This window comes from Sphingobium sp. RSMS (genome assembly GCF_005406185.4).
In the GTDB taxonomy this organism is placed as follows: Bacteria; Pseudomonadota; Alphaproteobacteria; order Sphingomonadales; family Sphingomonadaceae; genus Sphingobium; species Sphingobium fuliginis.
Map to the genome: position 1 here is coordinate 2,320,247 of NZ_CM191257.1, position 23,452 is coordinate 2,343,698.

The 23,452-nt window shown below is 66.7% G+C and carries 24 protein-coding genes; 9 read left to right on the forward strand and 15 right to left on the reverse strand.

Going from position 1 to position 23,452, the window contains the following annotated elements:
- Positions 1-10: 10 nt before the first annotated feature.
- Genes EGM87_RS11155 through argH form a run of 5 tightly spaced genes read right to left on the reverse strand, consistent with a single transcriptional unit; the run spans position 11 to position 4,681 of the window.
- Complete coding sequence (locus EGM87_RS11155; RefSeq protein WP_044662771.1) at positions 11-964, reverse strand: zinc transporter ZntB; 954 nt, start codon at positions 962-964, stop codon at positions 11-13.
- Positions 961-1,725: a precorrin-2 dehydrogenase/sirohydrochlorin ferrochelatase family protein gene (locus EGM87_RS11160; protein WP_044660174.1), complete on the reverse strand. Its 765-nt coding sequence runs from the start codon at positions 1,723-1,725 to the stop codon at positions 961-963. The genes EGM87_RS11155 and EGM87_RS11160 overlap by 4 nt, the downstream gene beginning before the upstream one ends.
- Complete coding sequence (gene lysA / locus EGM87_RS11165; protein ID WP_044660175.1) at positions 1,725-3,005, reverse strand: diaminopimelate decarboxylase; 1,281 nt, start codon at positions 3,003-3,005, stop codon at positions 1,725-1,727. The genes EGM87_RS11160 and lysA overlap by 1 nt, the downstream gene beginning before the upstream one ends.
- Before the next feature lie 33 nt (positions 3,006-3,038).
- Positions 3,039-3,302 (reverse strand): hypothetical protein, encoded by a 264-nt coding sequence (locus EGM87_RS11170; RefSeq protein WP_025547053.1) that lies wholly within the window; start codon positions 3,300-3,302, stop codon positions 3,039-3,041.
- Positions 3,302-4,681, reverse strand: coding sequence for an argininosuccinate lyase (argH, locus tag EGM87_RS11175; RefSeq protein ID WP_044660176.1), 1,380 nt, complete (start codon positions 4,679-4,681; stop codon positions 3,302-3,304). Before argH ends, EGM87_RS11170 begins: the two co-directional genes overlap by 1 nt.
- Positions 4,682-4,724: 43 nt before the next feature.
- On the opposite strand from argH, the gene EGM87_RS11180 reads away from it, so the two are divergent.
- The 3 genes from EGM87_RS11180 to EGM87_RS11190 all read left to right on the forward strand — a co-directional run bounded on the left by EGM87_RS11180 (position 4,725) and on the right by EGM87_RS11190 (position 8,695).
- Entirely contained in the window at positions 4,725-5,300 is a 576-nt protein-coding gene (locus tag EGM87_RS11180; protein WP_044660177.1) for a TlpA family protein disulfide reductase, read from the forward strand.
- Positions 5,301-5,604: 304 nt separating this feature from the next.
- Complete coding sequence (locus tag EGM87_RS11185; protein ID WP_044660178.1) at positions 5,605-8,229, forward strand: TonB-dependent receptor plug domain-containing protein; 2,625 nt, start codon at positions 5,605-5,607, stop codon at positions 8,227-8,229.
- Between the two features lie 64 nt (positions 8,230-8,293).
- The gene (locus EGM87_RS11190) at positions 8,294-8,695 is read left to right on the forward strand and encodes a RidA family protein (RefSeq protein WP_025547061.1); all 402 of its coding nucleotides are present in this window, start codon (positions 8,294-8,296) and stop codon (positions 8,693-8,695) included.
- A 275-nt stretch (positions 8,696-8,970) separates the two neighbouring features.
- On the opposite strand, the gene EGM87_RS11195 is transcribed toward EGM87_RS11190, so the two are convergent.
- The 10 genes from EGM87_RS11195 to EGM87_RS11240 form a co-directional block, all read right to left on the reverse strand.
- Positions 8,971-9,366 carry a hypothetical protein gene (locus EGM87_RS11195; protein WP_044662772.1) on the reverse strand — a complete coding sequence of 132 codons (396 nt, stop codon included), beginning with the start codon at positions 9,364-9,366 and terminating at the stop codon, positions 8,971-8,973.
- 93 nt (positions 9,367-9,459) lie between these two features.
- The gene (locus EGM87_RS11200; RefSeq protein ID WP_044660179.1) at positions 9,460-10,044 is read right to left on the reverse strand and encodes a hypothetical protein; all 585 of its coding nucleotides are present in this window, start codon (positions 10,042-10,044) and stop codon (positions 9,460-9,462) included.
- 24 nt (positions 10,045-10,068) lie between these two features.
- Entirely contained in the window at positions 10,069-10,635 is a 567-nt protein-coding gene (locus tag EGM87_RS11205) for a demethoxyubiquinone hydroxylase family protein (protein WP_044660180.1), read from the reverse strand.
- Entirely contained in the window at positions 10,632-11,117 is a 486-nt protein-coding gene (locus EGM87_RS11210; RefSeq protein WP_044660181.1) for a disulfide bond formation protein B, read from the reverse strand. The genes EGM87_RS11205 and EGM87_RS11210 overlap by 4 nt, the downstream gene beginning before the upstream one ends.
- 239 nt (positions 11,118-11,356) lie before the next feature.
- A complete protein-coding gene (locus EGM87_RS11215) occupies positions 11,357-12,706 on the reverse strand; it encodes a S41 family peptidase (RefSeq protein WP_025548614.1) in 1,350 nt (449 codons plus the stop codon).
- 80 nt (positions 12,707-12,786) lie between these two features.
- Positions 12,787-13,788 carry a nucleotidyltransferase domain-containing protein gene (locus EGM87_RS11220; RefSeq protein WP_044660182.1) on the reverse strand — a complete coding sequence of 334 codons (1,002 nt, stop codon included), beginning with the start codon at positions 13,786-13,788 and terminating at the stop codon, positions 12,787-12,789.
- Entirely contained in the window at positions 13,785-14,648 is an 864-nt protein-coding gene (locus EGM87_RS11225) for an HprK-related kinase A (protein ID WP_044660183.1), read from the reverse strand. Before EGM87_RS11225 ends, EGM87_RS11220 begins: the two co-directional genes overlap by 4 nt.
- Positions 14,645-14,926, reverse strand: a complete 282-nt coding sequence (locus EGM87_RS11230; RefSeq protein ID WP_044660184.1) for an HPr-rel-A system PqqD family peptide chaperone — start codon at positions 14,924-14,926, stop codon at positions 14,645-14,647. The genes EGM87_RS11225 and EGM87_RS11230 overlap by 4 nt, the downstream gene beginning before the upstream one ends.
- A gap of 67 nt (positions 14,927-14,993) precedes the next feature.
- A complete protein-coding gene (locus tag EGM87_RS11235) occupies positions 14,994-16,178 on the reverse strand; it encodes a glycosyltransferase (protein WP_044660185.1) in 1,185 nt (394 codons plus the stop codon).
- Between the two features lie 96 nt (positions 16,179-16,274).
- Positions 16,275-16,691 carry a hypothetical protein gene (locus EGM87_RS11240; RefSeq protein ID WP_025548622.1) on the reverse strand — a complete coding sequence of 139 codons (417 nt, stop codon included), beginning with the start codon at positions 16,689-16,691 and terminating at the stop codon, positions 16,275-16,277.
- Between the two features lie 98 nt (positions 16,692-16,789).
- Here EGM87_RS11240 and EGM87_RS11245 point away from each other — a divergent pair, with 98 nt between their 5' ends.
- From EGM87_RS11245 to phoU, 6 genes are all read left to right on the forward strand, one after another.
- Complete coding sequence (locus EGM87_RS11245; RefSeq protein WP_044660186.1) at positions 16,790-18,046, forward strand: ATP-binding protein; 1,257 nt, start codon at positions 16,790-16,792, stop codon at positions 18,044-18,046.
- A 154-nt stretch (positions 18,047-18,200) separates the two neighbouring features.
- Positions 18,201-19,256, forward strand: coding sequence for a substrate-binding domain-containing protein (locus EGM87_RS11250; RefSeq protein ID WP_025548626.1), 1,056 nt, complete (start codon positions 18,201-18,203; stop codon positions 19,254-19,256).
- A gap of 10 nt (positions 19,257-19,266) precedes the next feature.
- Positions 19,267-20,661 carry a phosphate ABC transporter permease subunit PstC gene (gene pstC / locus EGM87_RS11255; protein WP_044660187.1) on the forward strand — a complete coding sequence of 465 codons (1,395 nt, stop codon included), beginning with the start codon at positions 19,267-19,269 and terminating at the stop codon, positions 20,659-20,661.
- The gene (gene pstA, locus EGM87_RS11260) at positions 20,661-21,905 is read left to right on the forward strand and encodes a phosphate ABC transporter permease PstA (RefSeq protein ID WP_044660188.1); all 1,245 of its coding nucleotides are present in this window, start codon (positions 20,661-20,663) and stop codon (positions 21,903-21,905) included. Before pstC ends, pstA begins: the two co-directional genes overlap by 1 nt.
- A gap of 74 nt (positions 21,906-21,979) precedes the next feature.
- On the forward strand, positions 21,980-22,741 hold the full coding sequence (gene pstB, locus EGM87_RS11265) for a phosphate ABC transporter ATP-binding protein PstB (protein WP_044662773.1): 762 nt from the start codon (positions 21,980-21,982) through the stop codon (positions 22,739-22,741).
- Between the two features lie 17 nt (positions 22,742-22,758).
- Positions 22,759-23,451: a phosphate signaling complex protein PhoU gene (phoU, locus tag EGM87_RS11270; RefSeq protein WP_025548630.1), complete on the forward strand. Its 693-nt coding sequence runs from the start codon at positions 22,759-22,761 to the stop codon at positions 23,449-23,451.
- The last annotated feature ends 1 nt before the right edge of the window (position 23,452 follow it).

Below are 23,452 nucleotides of genomic sequence, written 5' to 3' on the forward strand. Positions count from 1 at the left end.
CGGGCCGGAATCACTTCAGCCACTGCGTCGCCGCGAACCAGCCGGCAATGCCGGCCGCCATGGCCATGCACACACCGACCACGCCCCAAAAGGCCCAGGGTTCATGGGCATAGGGTATGCCGTCCACATTCATCCCCAGCAGCCCGGTCAGGAAGGTCAGCGGCAGGAACACCAGCGCCACGACCGAGATGATCAGCGCCTGCCGGTTCATCTGCTCCGCGCGCAGGTCGGTCAGTTCTTCATGGGCGAGCGCCGACCGTTCGCGCACCGCTTCCAGCTCCTCCGCCATGCGGGCGCAGCGGTCCGCCGCTTCCTGGAGGTGCAACCGGTCGTCGGGTTCCAGCCATGACGCATCGGCGGCGGACAGTCTTTCCAATGCCTGCCGCTGCGGCGCGATGAAGCGGCGATAGCCGATCGCCGTCGCGCGGATTTCCGACACGCGCCGCCGCGCCTCCGCCGGGCCATGTTCGGTCAGCGCGCTTTCGATCTCGTCCAGGCCGTCGCCCAGTTCGGCGACTTCCGGGTCGAGCGCTTCGGTGATCTGCTGCGCGAAGGCGGCGATCAGGTCGCCCGGATCGCGGATCAGACCCCGCAGCATCTGCTGCATGACGGGCTCCATCGCCGCGAGCGGCCGATAGCTGACGGAAATGACCCGCGCCTCTTCGGCCCAGAGGCGGATCGACACCAGCGGGTCGCCTCCATCGTCATCCGCCGCGCCAAGCCCGCGCAGGTTCACCAGCGCGCCATGGGCCATCAGCGTGCAGCGCGGCCGGGTCTCCTGCGCCAGCAGCGCGGACAGCGCCGCTTCGGGCATATGGTCGCAGCGGGACGCGACGTGGCGGGCATCCTCCTTCCAGCCATCGGCATGGACCCAACTGAACGGCGCGTCCTGCGTCCGCGCGCAGAAATCGTCGAGCGAGATTTCCTGCGCCCGAGCGCCGTCGAAGAGGAAGACCCGGCTTATGGCGTCATCTCCATCCAGAGCGACAGGCCTGCCCCCGGATCGTCGGGCGGCGCGTCTGCCAGGATGCGCACGGCATCGGCCCGCGCCCTGTCCAGTATCGCGGCAGGCACGTCCGGCGCGTGATAGACGCGATCCGCCTCGCCCAGCAGGCGGGCGGCGCGCAGGCTGAGATCGTCGGGATCGCCCGACAGCAGGCGGATGTTTTCCAGCCTGTCGGCCCCGGTCCAGAGCCCGCCCCCTTCGGAAAGCCAGTGCGGCACGGCGTCCACGGCTTTGTCGGACAGCGGATCGATCAGCCCGCGCACGGCAAGGCCGGCGTCGATCGCCCGCCGCCTTGCCGCGGCATCGGGCCAGCGCTGGCGGATCGCGGCGCGCGCATCGTGAAGCGCCGTCGCCAGCAGCCCCAGACGGGCCGGCAGCAAAGCTTCGATGCGTTGCCTGAGCGCCTTGGCGAGACCCGCCGAAGCGCCGCCCGTGCCGATGGCGATCAGCACCGGCTCCCGGTCGACAATGGCGGGCAGGGTGAAGTCGCAAAGTTCCGGCCTGTCGGTCGCGTTCACCAATATGCCCCGGGCCCGGAGCCGCTGCACGGTCGCCGCATCGCCATCCGAGACGATGGCGAGCGTGGCCTCAGCCGCCTCGCCCACGATCCGCGCGCCCGCCCGTTCGAGCAGGCGCCGCTTGGCGTCCGCCGCCTCCCCTTCGCCGGTCAGGATGACGGCCCGCCCTTGCAACCGCAGGAAAACGGGCAGGCTGTGCATCAGTCCTGCACATCCTTCGACGCTACCCAGGCCGGAATGCTGTCCCCCTCGATCAGCGCCTCGACCGGCGGACGGGCGCGGACAACGGCCCATTTGTCGCCCGACACCAGCACTTCGGGCGTCAGCGCGCGGCTGTTATAGGTGCTCGCCATGGTCGCCCCATAGGCCCCGGCGGTCATGAAGGCGACCAGATCGCCCGCCCCCACCACATCCATGTCGCGGTGCATGGCGAAGGTGTCGCCCGTCTCGCACACCGGGCCCACCACATTGGCGGCGGCGCGCTCGCCCTTCGGTTGCACGGCGCGGATGTCGTGCCAGGCGTCGTAGAGGCTGGGCCGCAGCAGGTCGTTCATCGCCGCGTCGACGATCACGAAGGGGGCCTGCGCGCCCTGCTTCACCCGCACCACCTGCGACAGCAGCACGCCCGCATTGCCGACGATCAGGCGGCCCGGCTCGAACATCAGGCGGACGTTCCAGCCCTGCGTCACCTTCGTCACCATCGCGCCATAGTCGGCGGGGCTGGGCGGCAGCGGCTGCGAGGGATCATAGGGCACGCCCAGCCCGCCGCCGAGATCGGCGGTGCGGATGTCATGGCCTTCGCCGCGCAGCCTTTCGATCAGCGCGCCGACCTTGGCGAAGGCGGCTTCCAGGGGCGCGAGATCGGTGAGCTGGCTGCCGATATGCACCGCCACGCCCTGCACGTCGAGGCCGGGGAGGCCGCGCGCCGCGGCATAGCTGGCCAGCGCCCGGTCATAGGGGATGCCGAACTTGTTTTCCGACTTGCCGGTCGAGATCTTGGCATGGGTTCCCGCGTCGACATCGGGGTTGATGCGATAGGCGACCGGCGCCCTCTTCCCCATCGACAGGGCCACTTCGGAGAGCATTTCCGCTTCGGGCTCACTTTCCAGATTGAACTGGTAGATGCCCTTTTCCAGCGCGATGCGCATTTCGTCGGCCGTCTTGCCGACGCCCGAAAAGACGATGCGGTCCGCCGGAATGCCCGCCGCCATGGCGCGCAGCAATTCGCCCACCGACACGACGTCGGCGCCGAGGCCCAGCTTCGCCAGCGTCGCCAGCACGGCGGCGTTGGGATTGGCCTTCACCGCGAAGGCGATCAGCGGATCATCAAGCTGCGACAGTCCTTCGCGGAACACGCCGACATGGCGGGTCAGGGTCGCGGTCGAATAGATGTAGACGGGCGTGCCGACCTGCGCGGCGATCTCCGCCATCGGCACCTGCTCCACCAGCATCGCGCCGTCGACATAGGTAAAATGGTCCAAGTCAGTCTATCCTAGAAATCTTATCGCCAAAAATCAGCGGGGGTCGCTTTCGGGCGGCAGGTCGAACGGGTCGTCGCCACGCACCTTCGATTGGGTCAGCAGTTCGACATTCCGTTCCGGCCGCGCCTGGATCGTGGGCGTGGTGAGCTGCGCTGCGGTGGGCGCCGTCGCCGCCCCCACCGGCACGGCGGGCAGGCGCTGCCCCTGCACCGGCTTCAGCGGCTGGCGACCGCCGCAGGACGCCAAGGCCAGCGCAAGCGCCGCCAGCGCAACCCCTTTGGCGATCCGTGCCGTCATCACTTCTTCTGCCCTTTCGCGTCGTTCCGGGCCTCAGCGATCCGCGCACGCACCTGATCGGGCGCGGTGCCGCCATGGCTCCTGCGGCTGGCGACCGAGGCGTCGACCGTCAGCACCGCATAGATACGCTCATCGATCCGCGCATCAATGGCCTTGAGCGTTTCCAGCGGCAGATCGGCAAGCTGCACGCCCGCCGCCTCCGCCGCCGCGACCGCGCGGCCCGTGATATGATGCGCCTCGCGGAAGGGAATGTCGCCCTCCCGCACCAGCCAGTCGGCGAGGTCGGTGGCGGTCGCGAAGCCGCTTTCCGCCAGGCCGCGCATCCGGTCGGTGCGGAACGTCACCGTCTCGATCATGCCGGTCATCGCCGCGATGGACAGGCCCAGCAGGTCATGCGCCTCGAACACCGGCGGCTTGTCGTCCTGCATGTCCTTCGAATAAGCGAGCGGCAGGCCCTTCATCGTGACGCAGAGCGCATTCATGCAGCCCATGATCCGCCCGGCATGGCCGCGCACCAGTTCGGCGGCGTCGGGATTGCGCTTCTGCGGCATGATCGAGCTGCCGGTCGAATAGGCGTCGGGCAATTTCACGAAGCCGAAGGGCTGGCTAGCCCAGATGATGAATTCCTCGGCCAGCCGCGAGAGGTGCAGGCTGCACTGGGTCGCCGCCATCAGATAGTCGAGCGCGAAGTCGCGGTCCGACACGCTGTCGAGGCTGTTGTCGGTCGGCTTGGCGAAACCGAGCGCCGCCGCCGTGGCGTGGCGGTCGATGGGGAAGCCGGTCCCGGCCAGCGCCGCCGCGCCCAGCGGGCACTCGTTGAGGCGGGCGCGGGCGTCGGCGAAGCGGCTGCGGTCGCGGCGGACCATCTCATGATAGGCCATCAGGTGATGACCGAGCGTCACCGGCTGCGCGGACTGGAGATGGGTGAAGCCGGGCATCACCGCATCGGCATGCTCCTCTGCGCGGGTGAGCAGCATGGCGGACAGGCCCTGCAGGCCCGCCTCCACCTCATCGATGGCGTCGCGCACCCAGAGGCGGAAATCGGTCGCCACCTGATCGTTGCGCGAGCGCGCCGTGTGCAGCCGTCCCGCCGCCGGACCGATCAATTCGGCCAGCCGCGACTCCGTGACCATGTGGATGTCTTCCAGGTCCAGATCGACCGGCACGCCGTCGGCTTCATATTCGGCGGCGATGCGGTTCAGCCCCTCGGTGATCGCCTGCGCGTCCTCTCCGTCGACGATGCCCTGTTTGGCGAGCATCGCGACATGGGCCTTGGACCCGGCGATGTCCTGCTTCCACAGGCGCTTGTCGAACGGGATCGACGCATTTATCTCCCGCATGACCGAAGCCGGACCGGCCGCGAAGCGTCCGCCCCACATGCTGTTGGAGCTTTTCCCCGTGCGATCATCCTTACGCTGCGTAATGACACTGCTCCTGCTGGCCGGCCTTGGCGCGTGCGATAAGCAATCCCCGGCCGCCGGGCAAGGCCCGAACGCCACCAGCGGCGAGGCGACGGGACCGGCGCAAAGCGGGAAAGGCGCGTTCAGCTACACGCTCGACAGGTCGAAGGCCGGAACCGCTGCCCCCGATTTCACCTTCCAGAATCCGGACGGCAGCGATGCCAGCCTCAAGGATTTCGCGGGCAAGCCGGTGCTGGTCAACCTCTGGGCGACCTGGTGCGCGCCCTGCGTGGCGGAAATGCCGACGCTGGATGCCGTGGCGGCGGATTATGGCAGGAAGGGGCTCGCCGTCCTCACCATCTCCCAGGACAGCCAGGGGGAGACGGTGATCAAGCCCTTCTTCGAGAAACATCCCCTGCCCCATCTGAAGGGCTGGATCGACCCGGAAAACCAGTTCGGCTTCCACTACAACACCGGCATGCTGCCGACGACCGTCATCTATGATGCGCAGGGCAAGGAAATGGTCCGGGTGGTCGGCGCGATGGATTGGGCCAGCAGGGAAGGCCGCGCGCTGATCGAAGCGGCGATGGCGAGCTGATCCCCTGCTCCCCCTCTCCACTCTTCATGTCGATAGGTTCGGCATGACGAACAGGGGCAAGGTTTTCCTGAAACGAACTTCCGTCAAAAATCCGCCATATGCGCTGCTTGCAAAATGCGGCGCGCCACATGCACCCTAATCAATTGCCATTCTGCCTCATGGCGTCGCAATCTGGTCTGATTTTCCTCCTAGAAATAAAGAAGAAATATTTAATTTTTCTATTTTTTGTGCGATGCGGTAGAGGTTTCATCCTAAAAGTTCGTTGATCCCCCTGTCATGGATAAATGCAAAACAGGGGGCATAGATGACAAGATTATCCGCTCTTCGCCTTTCATTGGTGCTGGCCTCGTCCTGGTCGGCCTGTGCGATGGCGCAGGAGGCGCAGACCGCGCAAGCCGATGATGGCGCCGCCATCATCGTTACCGGCACCCGCGCCGTCGGCATGCAGGCGGCCGAAAGCGCCGCGCCGATCCAGGTGCTGAGCCAGGAGGCGATCAGCCATGTCGGCCAGCCGAACCTCAACCAGGTCCTGACCCAGATCGTCCCGAGCTTCACCGCCCAGACGCAGGGCACCGACCTTTCCAGCTTCTCGCTCTCCGCCCGTCTGCGCGGCCTCAGCCCCAACCACACGCTGGTGCTGGTCAACGGCAAGCGCCGCCACGGCAACGGCATCCTCCAGGTGATTTCCGGCGCGTTCCAGGGTTCGGCGGCGCCCAGCATCGACCTGATCCCGCCGGACGCCATCGCCCGCGTCGAAGTGTTCCAGGAAGGCGCGGCCGCCGTCTATGGCACGGACGCCATCGCGGGCGTCATCAACTTCATCCTGAAGGACAATAACGAAGGCGGCAGCTTCAAGGTCACGGGCGGCCAATATTATGACAGCGAAGGCGAATTGTTCTCCGCCTCCGGCAATATGGGCTTCAAGCTGGGCGAGGACGGCTTCTTCAACCTGAGCCTGTTCCACCGCCGCCAGGATTACACCACGGTGGGCACCGGGCAGGTCCAGATCACCAGGCCGGACGGCACGCTTCAGCCCAACACGCCCGCCCAATGGTCGAACCTGGCGGGCGACGCGCTGTCGGGCATCAACGGCGGCCAGCCCAAGACCTATCTGACCGAAGCCTTCTACAATATGGGCTATGATTTCGGCGGCATCGAACTCTACAGCTTCGGCGATTATGCCCGCCGCATCGGCTATGCCAAGCAGGGCTACCGCCATCCCAAGCGCATCTGCTACGAAACCGGCAATCTGGGCGGCAGCATCACGCCCGCGGCATATAATCCCAATATCTGCTATGGCGACACCGGCACCTGGGGCATGGTGCCGCTCCAGCATGTGATCGAGGATGAATATAGCTTCACGGTCGGCGCCAAGGGCGATTTCGGCGGCGACTGGAATTACGACATCAGCACGACCTACGGCTATCAGAAGGACGACATCTGGACCGAAGCGTCGGCCCATCGCGAAGTCTGGCAGGAAAGCTATGCCGCCTCCCTGCAGGGCATCGGCAGGCCCAATACGGTGGACAAGGCCTATGACGGCGGCTTCCGCCTGAGCCAGACCACCGTCACCGCCGACATCCGCAAGGAATTCGACGCCGGCATGGCGGGGCCGCTGACCCTGGCGTTCGGCGGCGAATATCGCCGCGACACCTATGAGATCGTCGCGGGCGATTATTATTCGACCTACAAGACGGGCGTTCAGTCCTTCCCCGGATACAAGGCGACCGACGCGGGCAAGTTCCGCCGCAGTTCGCGCGCGGGCTACATCAACCTGATCGCGGAGCCGGTTGAAAACTGGTCCGTCGACCTTGCCGGCCGTTACGAGGATTATACCGACTTCGGCGACACCACCATCGGCAAGATCACCACGCGCTACGACTTCAGCCCCGCCTTCGCGATTCGCGGCACGGTCAGCACCGGCTTCCGCGCGCCGACGCTGGCGGAACAGAAATATTCGACCATCAACGTCGGTCCGACCAGCGCCGTCGCGCAGCTTCCCGCCGGCACGCCTGCCGCCGCGCTGCTGGGCTTCAACTCGCTGAAGCCTGAAAAGTCGAAGAACTTCTCGGCCGGCGTCGTGCTGCGGCCGGTGCCGAAGCTGGCCATCACGGTCGACGGCTATATCATCAAGATCAAGGACCGCATCACCGGCACGGCGGCCCGCAACGCCGTCCTGAACGGCGTGCCGCAGCCGGGCGGCGCCGACATCCTGAACGCGCTGAACGCCGCCGGCATCGTCCTGGACAGCGCCCTGTTCACCAACGGCACCATCGGCGTGTCGAGCTTCACCAACGGCATCGACACCCGCACCTGGGGCATCGATTTCTCGGCCGCCTACCCCGTCGCGCTGGACTTCGGCACGCTGAACCTGTCGCTGACGGCGAATTACAACAAGACGAAGATCACCGACAACAAGGTCGGCTACCCCATCTTCAACGCGGCGTCGGAAAGCAACATCGAGCGTTCCAACCCCGACTACAAGATCGTGGCCGGCGCATTGTTCAAGAGCGGGAAGTTCGCGCTCAACCTGCGTGAGACCTTTTACGGCAAGACCAGCGTGCTTGTCCGCCCGGCCTTCACGCCGTCCGCTGGCTTCATCCCGAATGGCGGCTTCCTGATCGCGGACGGCGCCATCGTGAACGGGGTGAACGCCAACCAGCTCTACTTCAACGGCGTGGTCAAGGCGACCGCGCTTACCGATCTGGAGGCAAGCTACGACTTCACCGATGCCGTCACCTTCTCTGTGGGTGCGAACAACCTGTTCAACAAGCGGCCGGAAGTGCCCGCGCTGATGCAAGGCGTCACGCCGGGCGCTGGCGTCTCGCCCTATATCAACGGCGCCGGGGCCTATAACAGCTATTATGGCCACGGACCCTACAGCACGTCGGGCGGCTATTATTACGCCCGGCTCGACTTCAAATTCTGACGCGTCACGAAGGAAGGGCCGGTCCGCCAAAGGACCGGCCTTTTTGCATCGGGGAAATAGGCATATGAAGAAATGGTTCGCCCTGGTCCTGGCTGTTGGCGCCACGCCGCTGGCCGCGCAGCAGCCTCCCTTCTCCCCTGCCGTGCGGGCAGGCGATACCCTGTATCTTTCCGGCCAGATCGGCCGGGTGCCGGATGGCATGGACCCCCATAAGGAGGGCTTCGATGCCGCGGTCCGCAATTCCATGGATTCCATCGGCAAGATCCTGAAGGACAATGGCCTCGACTTCGGCCATGTCGTCAAATGCACGGTGATGCTGGACGACATGGCGGATTGGCCACGATTCAACGGCACCTATGTCAGCTATTTCCAGGGCAAGCGGCTGCCCGCCCGAAGCGCGTTCGGCGCGGACGGGCTGGCGATGGGCGCGCCGCTGGAGATCGAATGCATCGCGAGCTTCAAATAGGCGAAGGCCGTCCGGCTTTTGGACCGCGTGGACAAATTGGGAATGTCGGGAAATGGCCAATCCAAGACATTCCCCTCCCGCAGGCGGGAGGGGTTAGGGGTGGGCGCGAGCGCAGCGAGCTTCTGACTTAGCCGTTGCAAAACAGCGCAGATGCCGCGCCAGCCCACCCCCTAACCCCCTCCCGCCTGCGGGAGGGGGAATGTCCGCAATCCACCCAAATCACTCAGTCCGGCGAGTCTCGAATTTATCCACGCCGCCTAGCGATGGCGCGCCGCTCAAGGCTCGCCCCTGGACTCCTGCATCCGCCGCTCCGCGAACCATTGCTCCAGCGCCTTGGCGGTGCAGCCGGTGAAGCCATTGCTGCCAATGGCGGAGCAACTGCCCGGCAGGGTCTGCCGCTGGACCTGCTCCATGGTCGCGACCTGGCTACCCCAGCCGGGGCCGCCCGCCGGTTCAGGCTTTTCGCGCAACTTCTTGGGAATGCGATAGCGTTCGGATTCGGGCTTGCGGGCGCAGACGATGATCTCGTCGCCCTCGCCCTTTGGGCAAGGATCGTCGCCATAGACGACCAGGTTGAAGATTTTCTGCGGCGGCTCGGCATGGGCCGCGCCGCCGAAAGTCAGGGGAGCCAGCGCGACGGCGGCGAAGGAAAGGGCAGTGAGGAGACGCATCGATCCATAATCCTTGTTCGTCCCCTGTCCCGCCGGCCGGATTGCCCGGTTTCCGGCAGCCTTCTTCCAGACGCCGCGCCGCGGCAAATGCCGTCACTGCTGCGGCGGCGTTCCCGGTTGCGGTCCCTGCGCCGGAGCCGGCTGCTGTTGCTGGGCGGCCCGGGCCTTTTCCTCCGCCACGGCCTGCGCCTCGATCGCCTTGCTTTCCGCGTCGATGGTGGAAAGGCGCCGGGTCCGTTCCGCCTCGACCAGATCCTTCCAGCTTGCATTGTCCGCGGCCTGGCGCTCCGCCTTGGCAAGGCGCGCCAGTTGCGCGAAGCAGCCGGTGGCCCCGCCGCCGCCCACCGGCGAGCAGCTTTCGGTGCCGCTGCGTCCGACATATTCCATCGACTTCACCCGTTCGCCCCATGCCTGATGGCTGGGCTGGTTCGGATCGCCGCGCAACGGCTCGGGAATGCGGTAGCGCTCCTCCTCGCCCTTGCGGGCGCAGACGACGATGTCGCTGCCCTGGCTCTGCGGGCAGGGATCGTCGCCATAGACGATGACCAGATTGACGCGTTCCGACCCCGCCTGCGCGGCGGTGGGCTGGTCCTGCGGAACGCTGGGCCCCTGTTGCGCCATGGCCGGGAAGGCAGCGCCCAGCGCAAGCATGGCGGCGATCAGGCGGGTCTTCATCATGCTTCTCCTCAGATACGCTTCGCCTTAGATATGCTTGGAAAGGGCGATGGCGGCACGACAGCCCAATCTGATGACGCCCGACAATAAGGGATAGACCGGAGCTTCCTCCGCGCCATGGGCGATGGCGGCGTCGCGATGCTCCACTTCCTCCGCCTGAAAATCCGCGATGACGGTGGAGAGTTCCGGATCGTCCTGACCCAATTGCTCGAGCTGCTCGGCATAGTGCCGGTCGATTTCGGTCTCGATCGCGGCGGTGCACGCCATGGCGGCGCGCGGCCCGATCGCCGCCGTCACCGCGCCCAGGGCGAAACCCGCCACGTTCCAGATCGGCTGCAGCGCCGTCGGACGCACGCCCCGGCGGGCGATCATCGCGTCGAAATGCTTGCGGTGCCGTTCCTCCTGCGCCGCCATGCCGGCGATGACGCGGGAATCAGGATGGCGGTCGCCCATGACGGCAAGCTGCCCGGCATAGATGCGGGTCGCACCGAACTCTCCCGCCTGGTCAACGCGCAGCATGGAGGCGCGCTGGGCGTCCGTCACCCGGCGGCCGGGCCGGGGGAAATCGGGACGCTGAGAATCTTTTGCGCTCATGCCTTGCTCCCTTTCCTGAGCAGCAGCACCAAGATGAGGAGCGCCGCCGCCGCCGACAAGAGGCCGTTATAGCCCGCCATCGAAATGCCGAACAGGCTCCACGGCGCGACGTCGCAGCGGGTGATCGGCGTCGCCATGATCTGGTTGAGGATGTCCGCCGGATTGCCGCCGGCCGGGCTGGTCGAGCAGGCGGTGAGCCCCTGCCACCAGCCATATTCGACGCCCGCATGGAACAGGCCGATGCCGCCACTGAGGCCAATGGCAAGGCCGGCGAGTCCGGTGAACAGCGCGCTCACGCAGGCCTTGCCGCGCAGCGCATAGGCGATCAGCGCCAGCGGAATGGCCGCCATATGCGCATAACGCTGCCACCAGCACATTTCGCACGGGTGCAGGCCACCGAGGAACTGGAAGGCATAGGCGCCGCCCAGCATGACCAGCGGGACGATCAGCGCCAGGGCGCGGGCGAGGGGCAAAGATTTCATGTCGCTCGCTTAAACCGTCACGTGGCTTTCGTCATGCTGAACTTGCGGGGTGAAGGGAGCCGGCCTGAGGGCCGCGCGATCCCCTCACCGAGCTGCGACCAGGCAGCGAGCTGCCAAGTCTGCGCAGCCCTCTTCCTCAAGGGAGAGGGATAAAGCGGGTGTCCGCTTCCCGTCCAACGCAATCCGGCAAGTCCCGAACCGGTCCCGCCGGCCGGGCGCGGCACGTCGATCCGCAACGATCAATGCGTCGCCGGCTTGCGGACGGGAGCGGCCTGAGCCACCGCCCCGCCCGGCTTTGCCGCCAGACGCGCTATGGTCTTCAGCGCATAGTCGAGCTGGAAATCCTCGATCCCCTTCTTCTTCAGCTCCTCTGCCGTGGCGGCGAAGCGGGGATCGTCCTTGCTGTCCTCTTCCAGCGCCGCATTGTCGGTCTTGATCTCGTTGATCAGGTGCCGGCGCAGGTCGCTTTCCCGGAATTTCGGACGATTCTTGTAATCGGGGTCGCTAAGCTGCGGCACCCTGACATCGGGTTCGATCCCGCCTTCCTGCACGGAGCGGCCCGACGGCGTGTAATAGCGCGCCGTCGTCAGCTTGAGCGCCGTGGTGTTGCTGAGCGGCAGCATGGTCTGGACGCTGCCCTTGCCGAAGCTGCGTTCCCCCATCACCAGCGCGCGATGCTGGTCCTGCAGCGCGCCCGCGACGATTTCCGATGCGGAGGCGGAGCCCGCGTCCACCAGCACGATCACCGGCAGGCCCCTCGCATCGTCGCCGGGCTTGGCATAATAGCGCTCGACATCGCCCTTGTTGCGGCCGCGCTGCGACACGATCTCGCCGCGCTCCAGGAAGGTGTCGCTGACCGACACGGCTTCGTCCAGCAGCCCGCCCGGGTTGGACCGCAGGTCGAGGATATAGCCGGTGGGCTTGCGGCCCAGCGACTTGTCGATGCTGCGGATCGCCTGGCGCACGTCGGCGCCGGTATTGGCCGAGAAGCTGACGATGTTGATGACGCCAATGCCGTTCTTCACCTCCCACTTCACCGGCTTCAACTGGATGATCTCACGCGTCAGGGTGAGGTCGATCGGCTTGTCGCGGCCGGGGCGGACGATGGTCAGCTTGATCTGCGTGCCCGGCGCGCCGCGCATCTTGTCGACCGCCTCGTCCAGCGTGCCGCCATAGATGAGCTGCCCGTCGAGATGGGTGATATAGTCGCCCGCCTTGATCCCCGCGCGCCAGGCCGGGGTATCCTGCGTCGGCGCGATCACCTTCACCGCGCCGTCCTCCTGCGTGACGGAAAGGCCGAGGCCGCCATAGCTGCCCTCCGTCTGGGTGCGGAGATTCTGGAAATCGCGGGCGTCGAGGAAGCTCGAATGCGGGTCCAGGCTGGCGAGCATGCCGTCGATGGCGCCCTTGATCAGCTTTTCGTCGTCGACCTTCTCGACATAGTCGCTGCGGACCTTCTGGAACACGTCCATGAACTCGTCGAGCGCCTTGTAGCTGCTTGCCTCCCCATCTGCGAGCGCCGCGGTGGTGGCAGGGATGAGCGCGAGCGCGCCAAGGGCGACGGCGCCCCGGAAGAAATTGGATTTCATGCGTGTCCTGAGTCCTGGCATCGAAGGGGCAATATAGGGCATTTCCGTGCAGACGCAAAAACCTTGGCTGGCGCCCCTTCCTAAACAGGCCGATGCCCCTTGCGCCATTTGGTGAACAGGTGCCGCGCCAGCATGGCGGGCGGCATTCTGAGCCAGTGGGAGCGCAGGTAGAAGGCGAAACGCAGCAGCCCGCGCCGTTCCCGTCCCCACCCGTCGCGCGCCAGCAGCCGGGCCTTGACGATCCGGTCCCGGAGCGTGAGCCGCGCCCCTTCGTCCCTCCCTTCGCCATAGAGCGCCATGGCGAGCCGCCTCGCCTGCCGCACATGGGACAGCAGGCCATGGTGCGCCGCCCGCGCCTCCAGCGCCGTCCCGTCGACGCCGTCGAGCAGGCAATATATGTCCCAGAGGTTGCGAAGCCCCCCGGCCAGATCGCCGTCGGCCAGCAGATGCGCCGCCGCGTGGCAGAGCCGGTCCTCGGGCGAGAGCATGGATAATTCGTTGGTGAGGGGAACCGCCTGCGCGATCATCGCCGCCGCGTCCGGCGTCTGCCGCGCCGTCAGCGGCAGGACGGTGTGATGCACGTCGATCATGCGGTCCCGCGCCGCGTGGATCATCGGCGGCAGCTCATGCATCCATCGGCGGTAATAGGCGTCGTCATAAGGGTCGTCCTTGACCCATTCCCATCCCGCGCCGATCAGCGCCCGTTCCACCCGATCCATCGCATCGCGCGGCACCAATATGTCGAGATCGCCGATGAAGCGCCCCTGCCCGGCGCGCAGCCCCGCCGCCGCATAGGCCGTGCCCTTGAGCAGCACGACCGGCACGTCCAGGCCGGCAAGCGCCTCTGCCGCGCGATCCGCCTCCCACAGGGCCTGCCGGGCTTCGCGCGCCGCATCCAGCCGGGCGTCCGCCAATATCGCGCCCACCGCCGGGGGCACGGGCCGCTCCCCGATTCGCAGGGCGAGCGTGCCGATCAGCCGCTCCGCCCTCGCCATGGCGATGAGGGCGTTCCACCCGTCCGCATCCAGCGCCGCCACCTCGTCAGGGTCGCGCAAGGCGCGCACCAGCAGCCGGGCGCTCATGCCAGTTCCTCCCAGAGCCGCTCGACAAGGGCGATGGCCTCGTCGCCCGATGGAAAGTCGATGGCGCGCGCCGGGACATTCCGGACGAAATCGCTCAACGCCGCGAAGCCCGCTTCGCCCAGGGCGACATAGTTGGTCGATGCCTGGGTCAGCCGCATGAAGACCTCCCCCTGGCCGACCGGGCGCACGTCCGCTTCATGGCCGAAACGCGGGAACAGCAGCAGCGCGGGCGGCGCGCCCTCCGCCATCCGCCCGATCGCCTCTCTGCGCGGGATCAGGTGGCGAATGTCCCCCTTGGCCGTCCCGGCGAGCAGCGGCCCCATGCGCTCCGCCGGGGCTTCCGCCGCGAGGACGCCGATGGCGCGGTTCTTGAGCGAGACGAGGCGCGGAAAGGGAAAGATCGCCCCCGTTTCCAGGTCGAGCAGCGCGAACTCGTCGCCCATCAGCCGCCAGCCCCGCTCCCCCAGTTGCGCGGCCAGCGTCGACTTGCCGGAACCGGACTCGCCGGTCATCACCAGCGCTCGCCCGTCCTTTTCGACGCTGGAGGCATGGAGCAGCAGGTGCCGCCGCCAGCCAAGCGCCATTTGCAGGTTCATCCCCATTTCCGCCGCCAGCAGCCCGTGGGCAAGGCTCATCGGCGCGGCGTCGGCCAGCCCATGATCGCCGGTGATGAAGATCGAGGGCCGGAACCAGCGCCGGAACGGCCCCGCAGGCTCCAGCCGCACGGTGAAATCGGCTATCGCGCCCGCCGGCATGGGATAATCGGCGTAGAGCCGCGCCAGCGCGTCCACCGGCTGGCGCCAGGCCGATCCGATGCGGAAGGTCGCCGGACCGATCTTCAGGGTCAGGGCATGGTTCACGCGATGCGGACCAGTCCAAGGGCGGCCAGTTCCGCCAGATGCGCCTCCACCAGCGGCAGGGCCTCCTCCGGCTCGCCCAGATCGTAAAGCTGGGCCAACTGCCCTAACAGCTCGCCCGCCGTAAGCGCCGCGCCGTCATCCAGCGTCGCCAGGATCTCCGGCACCGGGGCGATCGCCATATGGGTCTGTCCCGACGGCCGGTGGTAGAGCAGCACCATATCCTCCAGCACGCAGGATGCGATGGCGTCCGGGCTGTCCTGGCAATAGCGGGCTGGCATGATCGCGAAACCTGGCCTTCGGATGGGAATGTCGCGCCATCCTTAAGACAAAGGGGTAGCCAAGTGCCTAACGCGACAGGCTATTTTGCGCGACGCCCCGCCACCGCATGCCGCCGGATCGCGCCAGCCGGACAAAGGCCCGCAAATAGGCGTCGAGCGCGCTTTCGACGCCATGTTCCTTCACCGCGTCCGCCAGGCGCGCAGCCGGCGCGGGATGGTCGAGCGCCCAGAGGATCGCATCGGCAAAGGCATCGGCGTCGCCCACCGGCACCGGCGCATGCTGGCCCGCCGCGGCGAGCACCGGGCGGATATTCGGCGTCGAATCGGTTGCGACGACCCCCGTGCCGCATCCGAGCGCTTCGATGAGGGTCGCGACCAGCCCTTCCCAGCGCGAGGGTTGCAGCAGCAGATCGGCATCCGCCATCAGGGCCGCCAGTTCCGCCGGATCACCGACGAAGCCCGGAAATTCGACCCGCCCGGCGATGCCAAGCCGCGTGCAAAGCGCCTCCAGATCGCGGCGCAGCGGCCCCTGCCCGACGATCTTCAGGCGCCAGTCGAGATGCTTCAGCCGGGCGAGCGCCAGAAGCGCCGTCGCCTGGTCCTTCTGCGCGACCAGCCGCCCGACCATCAGGAAATGCCATGGGCCGCCGCCGGCTCTGGCGGCGCGCTGCCGCCGCAGCCGTTCCAGCAGCGGCGTGACCGTCGGGCGCGGCAGCAGCGTCACCTGCCGTCCCGCGAGCGGCCCGGCCTGCGTCAGCGTCATCCGGTCCGCCTCGCCCATCACGATGGTCATGGCGCTGGTCCGGGCGATGGCGCGGAAACGGCTACGCCTGATCCAGGCGGACAGGCCGCGCTGGCCGGGGCGGACGATCGGGTTGGAAATCCGACCGACCGCCCGCGTCGCCGTGCCCAGCGCCGCCAGCGCGCACAGCATGTTGCTCTGATTGCCCGCCGAATAGAGAATATCCGGGCGGAACCGCCGCACCATGACGGCCAGCGCCGGGAATTGGGCGATCATCGACAGCCGCCGCGAAAAGGGCGGCGCCGGTACGCGACGGACCGGCACGGCGGGATGGATGAGGCCCGCCACCGGGCCGTCCGTCCGCGTCATCCACAGTTCCACGTCCACGCCGCGCAGCCGCAGATGGTTGGCGAGCAGGATCGCCACCCGATCCAGCCCGCCATCGCCGGGTTCATAGAGGTAGATCGCGACCGAACAATCTTGTTTCACCCAATGGGGTGTATGGAACATGGGGTCGCCCTTGCTGCGCCTGACCGGATCGTCGAAGGCTCGACGCCGTCAACGCTGGCGAACCGTATAAGTTCGGGTGGAAATAAAGCCCTCGGCTCAGCGGGGCATTTGCAGCGATGCGTAGCAGGTGAAGCCGCTCGTCCCTGACTGAAGCCGCCGGATATAGTTGAGATAGGCCTGGTTCTGCTCATAGCTGGCGCCCGGCAGCCGGCCGCCGCGCAGCGCCTGCCGGACCTGTTCCCCGCTGAAGTTCTTGCCGGCGGGGAAGGCGCCCTGCGTTCCCGCCGGCACCACCTGCCCGTTGGGCGCGATATAATTGCCGGCCCGGCCCTGGTCGGGAACGGGTATCGTGCAGTTGAGCACCGACGCGGCCGTGTTCGCCAGCGCCGGCCGGATGGATATGATCGCGGAGGCCGCGACGGCGCCGCCCATCAGCAACTGGCGGCGCGACGGCGCGGCAAGGCCGTCGTCCTGCGACTCGGCTTCCTTCTGGGGGGGCAACGGCTCGCTCATGTCATCCTGATCCGCTATCGCGCTTGCCAAACTGTAAAAATTGCCGGCTACTGCGGCCCTCTTTGCAGCAAATGCGTCAAATTTCCAGCATGGTAACCATGAATCGCCTGACCGCCTCCCAGATCACCGCCTCGCTGGCCGTTCTGCTGCTCGGCACCGGGGGCGCGTTGATGATAGGCGCGGGGCCGCTCGACATCCTCCTGCCGGTGCTGGCGACGCTGCTGGTGCTCGTCATCTGCGCGGCCAGTCCGGACCGTCCGGAACCGGCCGTGTCGCCCCTGCCGGCGGAGGTTCCCGACATCATCGCCCATCCCGATGCGCGCGGTCTGCTGGAGGGCATAGCCGACCCGCTGATGCTGATCGAACGGGGCCGCATCATCGCCGCCAACCGCGCCGCGCAGCGGCTGCTGGGCGCGCATATCGAGGGGGAGGACGCCCGCATCGCCATCCGCCATCCCGCCGCTGCCGAACGGCTCGCCAGCCAGGCGCCGCTGGCCGAACCGGTCATGATCGAGCTGGTGGGCCTGGGCACCCGCGACCAGCGCTGGCAGATGCGGATCGCGCCGGTGGGGGAGGACGGCCATGTCCGGCGGCTGGTCCATCTGGCCGATCATAGCGGCGCCCACGCGGCGGAGAAGATGCGCGTCGATTTCGTCGCCAATGCAAGCCATGAACTGCGCACGCCGCTGGCCGGCATATTGGGCTTCATCGAGACGCTGGCCGACCCCGACCTGGGCAAGGACGACGAAACGCGGCAGCGCTTCCTGAAGATCATGGACGGCGAGGCGCGGCGGATGCAGCGGCTGATCGACGACCTCATCTCCCTTTCCCGCATAGAGGCGGAGAAATATCGCCTGCCCGACAGCGCGGTCGACCTGTCCGGCCTGGTGGCCGAGGTGGTGGGCGTGTTCCGCACCAGCCATGGCGATCGGGGGCGGGAGGTGGAGATGGAGATCGCGCCCGGCCTGACCGACGTGCAGGGCGACCGCGCCCAACTGTCGCAACTGCTCCATAATCTGATCGGAAATTCGGTGAAATATGGCCGCGCGGGCACGCCGATCCACGTGTCCCTTTCCGACGGGCCGAGCGGCCTGTTGCGGCTGACCGTCGCGGATGAGGGCGAAGGCATCGGCCCCGATCACCTGCCGCGCCTCACCGAACGCTTTTACCGCGTCGATTCGGGGCGCAGCCGGGCGGTGGGCGGCACGGGACTGGGGCTGGCCATCGTCAAGCATATCGTGGAGCGGCATCGCGGCCGGCTGGACATCGCCAGCGTGCTGGGCAAGGGCACCACCATCTCCATCCTGCTGCCCCGCTTCGCCGTCGAGGAAAAGGCCGTCGCGGCAAAGGCTTGATCAAAAAAAGACAGCGACAGGCCGGGCTTCCGCCGTCAATGTCATAAAAGTGCAATCCCATTGTCACAAAGGCGCGACGTACCGCGGCTACGGCGCGTGCCCAGAGGGGGGCGGCGAGAAGCGAATCGCGGCCTTTGACGAAGGAGATTACCCGGTGAAGCATTTCGCTCTGATGGCCGCGACCGCCGCGGCGGCACTCACTCTTTCAGGCTGCGGCCAGCAGTCCGGCGGCGGGGCCGGCGGCACCCGCGACCAGATCCGCGCGGTCGGCTCCTCCACCGTCTATCCGTTCGCCACCGCGATTGCCGAGATGTTCGTTCAGGGCAATCCCGGCATGAAGTCGCCCATCGTCGAATCGACCGGCACCGGCGGGGGCATGAAGCTGTTCTGCGCGGGCGTCGGCGCCCAGCATCCGGACATCGCCGACGCCTCCCGCCGCATGAAGAAGTCGGAATATGAGGACTGCCGGAAGAATGGCGTCAAGGACATCATCGAAATCCAGATCGGCGTCGACGGTCTGGCCTTCGCGGAATCGAAGAACGGTCCGGGCCTGAAGCTGACCCCGAAGATCGTCTATGAGGCGCTGGCCGCCAATCCCTATGGCAAGGGTCCGAACAAGGCCCAGAGCTGGAAGGATGTCGACCCCAGCCTGCCCGCCACGCCGATCAGCGTCTTCGGCCCCCCGTCCACCAGCGGCACCCGCGATTCGCTGGCCGAACTGATCCTGACCAAGGGTTGCGAGACCGACCCGGCGATGGAAGCGCTCAAGAAGAAGAATGAGGACGAGTTCAAGGCCACCTGCACCCGCATCCGCGAGGACGGCAAATATGTGGATTCGGGCGAAAACGACAATCTGATCGTCCAGAAGCTGGGCGCCAATCCCAATGCGCTCGGCGTGTTCGGCTACAGCTTCCTGGAGGAAAACAAGGACACGCTGAAGGACGTTTCCATCAACGGCGTCGAGGCGACCTATGAAACCGTCTCCACCGGCCAATATCCCGGCGCGCGTCCGCTCTTCATCTATGTGAAGAAGGCGCATATGCAGGCCATTCCGGGCCTTCAGGCCTATCTCAACACCTTCGCCGCGAACTGGGACCCGAACGGCGCGCTGACCAAGCGCGGCATGGTCGCGGCGCCGGAAGGCGTGCGCAAGGCGAGCGCCGAGACCGTCAAGTCGCTGGCCGTGCTCGACGGTTCGCAGCTCAAATAAGACAGGCGATATGACAGGTCCTGCAATCCTTCTGCTGCTCGCCGGTCTGGGCGCCATCGCCTGGGTCAGCGCCCGCGCCCGCGCGATGCGGCTGCAAAGCGCCGCGCGGGCTTCGGGCCGCCGCGACGCCGTGCACAGCCTGCCGGGCTATCACGGCTGGTATGTCGCGCTCTGGACGCTGGTGCCCGCCGGCCTCTTCCTGGCGGTCTGGGCCAATGTCGCGCCCGGTCTCGTCACGCAGGACGTGCTGGGCAGTCCGGCGGCGCAGAGCCTGCCCGCCGACGATTTCTCACGCTCCGCCATATTGGGCGAGGCGCGGGCGATCGCCACGGGGATGCAGGCGGGGGCGTTCAATCCGCTCTCGCAGGGCCTGGTCGAACCCTATAGGGACGCCATCGGCCAATATGGCTTTGCCGGCGCCGCGCTGGCGCTGGTGCTGGCCTTTGCCGGCGGCGCCTATGCCTTCACCCGCGTGCGCCCGGATTTCCGGGCGCGCACGCGGGTCGAGCGGCTGGTGATGGCGACCCTGCTGATCGCATCGCTGCTGGCGATCATCACGACGCTGGGGATCGTCGCGTCGCTGCTGTGGGAAAGCTTCCGCTTCTTTTCCATGGTCAGCCCCGTCGATTTCCTGTTCGGCGCGAAATGGAGCCCGCAATCGGCGGCGCTCGGCTATGGCAATGACGACGCCTTCGGCGCGGTGCCGCTGTTCTGGGGGACCATCTTCATCGGCGCGATCATCGCCATGGCCGTCGCCATCCCGCTGGGCCTGATGAGCGCCATCTACCTGACCCAATATGCCAGCCCCACCTTCCGCAAGTGGATGAAGCCGATATTGGAGGTGCTGGCGGGCGTGCCGACCGTCGTCTACGGCTATTTCGCGGCGCTCACCATCGCCCCGGCCCTGCGGGATTTCGCGGTCATGATCGGCATCCACGGCGCCTCTTCGGAAAGCGCGCTGGCGGCGGGACTTGTGATGGGCGTGATGATCATTCCCTTCGTCTCCTCCATGGCGGACGACAGCATCGCCGCCGTGCCGCAGTCGATGCGCGACGGCAGCCTGGCCATGGGCGCCACCACCAGCGAGACGATCCGCCGCGTGCTGATCCCCGCGGCGCTGCCCGGCGTGGTCGGCGGCGTGCTGCTGGCCGTCAGCCGCGCCATCGGCGAGACGATGATCGTGGTGATGGCGGCGGGTCTGGCGGCCAACCTCACCTTGAACCCCTTTGCCAGCGTGACGACGGTGACGACGCAGATCGTCCAGCTTCTGACCGGCGACCAGGAATTCGACAGCGCCAAGACGCTGGCGGCCTTTGCTTTGGGGCTGGTGCTGTTCATCGTGACGCTGCTGCTCAACATCGTGGCCCTGCGGGTCGTGAAGAAATATCGCGAGGCTTACGAATAATGAGTGCCGAACGCCTTCCCACCGACTGGAAGTCGGACGCGATGCGCCGGCGGATCGCCCGTCGCTATGCATCGGAACGCCGCTTCAAGGCGGCGGGTCTGCTCGCCGTCGCGCTCTCCGCCGCGTTCCTCGCCTTCCTGCTGTTCAGCATGCTGGGCAACGGCCTGCGCGGCTTCACCCGGACGGAAATCGCGGTGAAGGTCGACTTCTCCGCCTCCCCGCTGCTGCTCGACCCCAATGCCATCACGGATCAGGCGCTCGCCAATGCGAACCTGCCGATGGTGACGGGGGCGGTCGTGAAGAAGGCGCTGGGCGCGGATGCCGAGGAATGGGTGTCGCCCACCGCCTGGACCGTGCTGCGCGACGCTATCAAGGCCGATCCGAAGATCCTCGCCCGGACCGTGACGGTCAAGCTGCCCGCCGCCACCGCCATCGACCTTGCCGCCAAGAGCAACGGTTCGCCCGAGGCGGAAGCGGCGGTAGCGCGGCTCGACAAGGCGGGCCTGCTGACTACCGGCATCAACTGGGGATTCCTGACCGCGAGCGACGGCACCGATCCGACGCAGGTCGGCATCTGGGGCGCGTTCAAGGGATCGCTGCTGACCATGCTGGTGACGCTGGCGCTGAGCTTCCCGGTGGGGGTCGCGACGGCCGTCTATCTGGAGGAATATGCGCGCAAGAACTGGCTGACCGACATCATCGAAGTGTCGATCAACAATCTGGCCGCCGTCCCCTCCATCATCTTCGGCCTGCTGGGCCTGTCGATCTTCCTGAACTTCCTGCACCTGCCGCGTTCGGCGGCGCTGGTCGGCGGCATGACGCTGGCGCTGATGACCATGCCGGTCATCGTCATCGCGGGCCGCAACGCCATCAAGTCGGTGCCGCCCAGCATCCGAGACGCGGCGCTGGGCATCGGCGCCAGCCCGGTGCAGGTGGTGTTCCACCATGTCCTGCCGCTGGCCCTGCCCGGCATCCTGACCGGCACCATCATCGGCATGGCCCGCGCGCTGGGCGAGACCGCCCCGCTGCTGATGATCGGCATGCGCGCCTTCATCGCCACGCCGCCGGGGGGGATCACCGATCCGGCGACCGTGCTGCCGGTGCAGATTTTCCTCTGGTCCGACGAAGTCTCCAGGGGCTTCGTCGAAAAGACTTCCGCCGCCATCATCGTCCTGCTGGTCTTCCTGCTCGCGATGAACGGCATCGCCATCTACCTGCGCAACAAGTTCGAAAGGCGGTGGTGACCGCGATGACAGCCATGATGCATGAACAACAGACGCTGACCCCTGCGGGCGAAACCAGGATGCCGGAAACGAAGATGACAGAAACCAAGATGACGGCCCGCGACGTCAAGGTCTTCTATGGCGAGAAGCAGGCGATCAAGGGCGTGTCGATCGATGTCGACATGGACAATGTCACCGCCTTCATCGGCCCGTCGGGTTGCGGCAAGTCGACCTTCCTGCGGACGCTCAATCGCATGAACGATACGGTCGCCTCCGCGCGGGTGGAAGGCACGATCACGCTGGACGGCGAGGACATCTACGCCCCCAGCATGGACGTGGTGCAACTGCGCGCCCGCGTCGGCATGGTGTTCCAGAAACCCAATCCCTTCCCCAAGTCGATCTATGAAAATATCGCCTATGGCCCGCGCATCCATGGCCTGGCCCATGCGAAGGCGGACCTGGACGTGATCGTCGAGAAATCGCTGCGCCGCGCCGGCCTGTGGGACGAGGTGAAGGACCGGCTGCATGACAGCGGCACCGCGCTTTCGGGCGGGCAGCAGCAGCGCCTGTGCATCGGCCGCGCCATCGCCGTCGAACCGGAAGTGATCCTGATGGACGAGCCCTGCTCGGCGCTGGACCCCATCGCGACGGCGAAGATCGAGGAACTGATCCACGAACTGCGCGGCCGCTACGCCATCGTGATCGTGACCCACAACATGCAGCAGGCCGCCCGCGTGTCGCAGCGGACCGCCTTTTTCCATCTGGGCGAGCTGGTCGAATATGGCGTGACGTCGGACATATTCACCAATCCCCGGCAGGAACGGACAAAGGATTACATCACCGGACGCTACGGCTGATCCGGGGGAGGAAAGACATGGCAGAACATACGATCAAGGCGTTCGACCAGGAAATGGACAAGCTCCGCGGTCTGATCGCGGAAATGGGCGGTCGCGCGGAATCCGCCATTGAGAAGGCGATGCTCGCGCTGCAACGCCATGACAAGGTGCTGGCGGCGGAGGTCGTGGCGGAGGACAAGCGCATCGACGCGATCGAGGCGGAGGTCGAGAAGCTCGCCATCGAGATCATCGCCCTGCGCGCGCCGATGGCCAACGACCTGCGCGACGTGATCGCCGCGCTGAAGATCGTCGGCGTGGTCGAGCGGATCGGCGATTATGCCAAGAACATCGCCAAGCGCGTGCCGCTGATCGCCGCCAACCAGCGGACGCAGGAGCCGATCGCGCTTCTTCCCTCCATGGGCCAGGTCGCGGGCGAGATGGTGCAGGACGCGCTGAACGCCTTTGCCGCGCGGGATGCCGACCTGGCCGTCGCGGTGGTGGAGCGCGATACGGTGGTCGACGATTTCTACAACAGCGTCTTCCGCACGCTCGTCACCTTCATGGTCGAAAATCCCAAGACGATCAGCGAATGCGCGCATCTGCTGTTCATCGCCAAGAATATCGAACGGATCGGCGACCATGCCACCAATGTGGCGGAGATGGTCTATTATGCCGCCACCGGCCAGACCCTGCCCGACCGCGAACGCGGCGGCGCGGCGGCGGAGGGCTGAG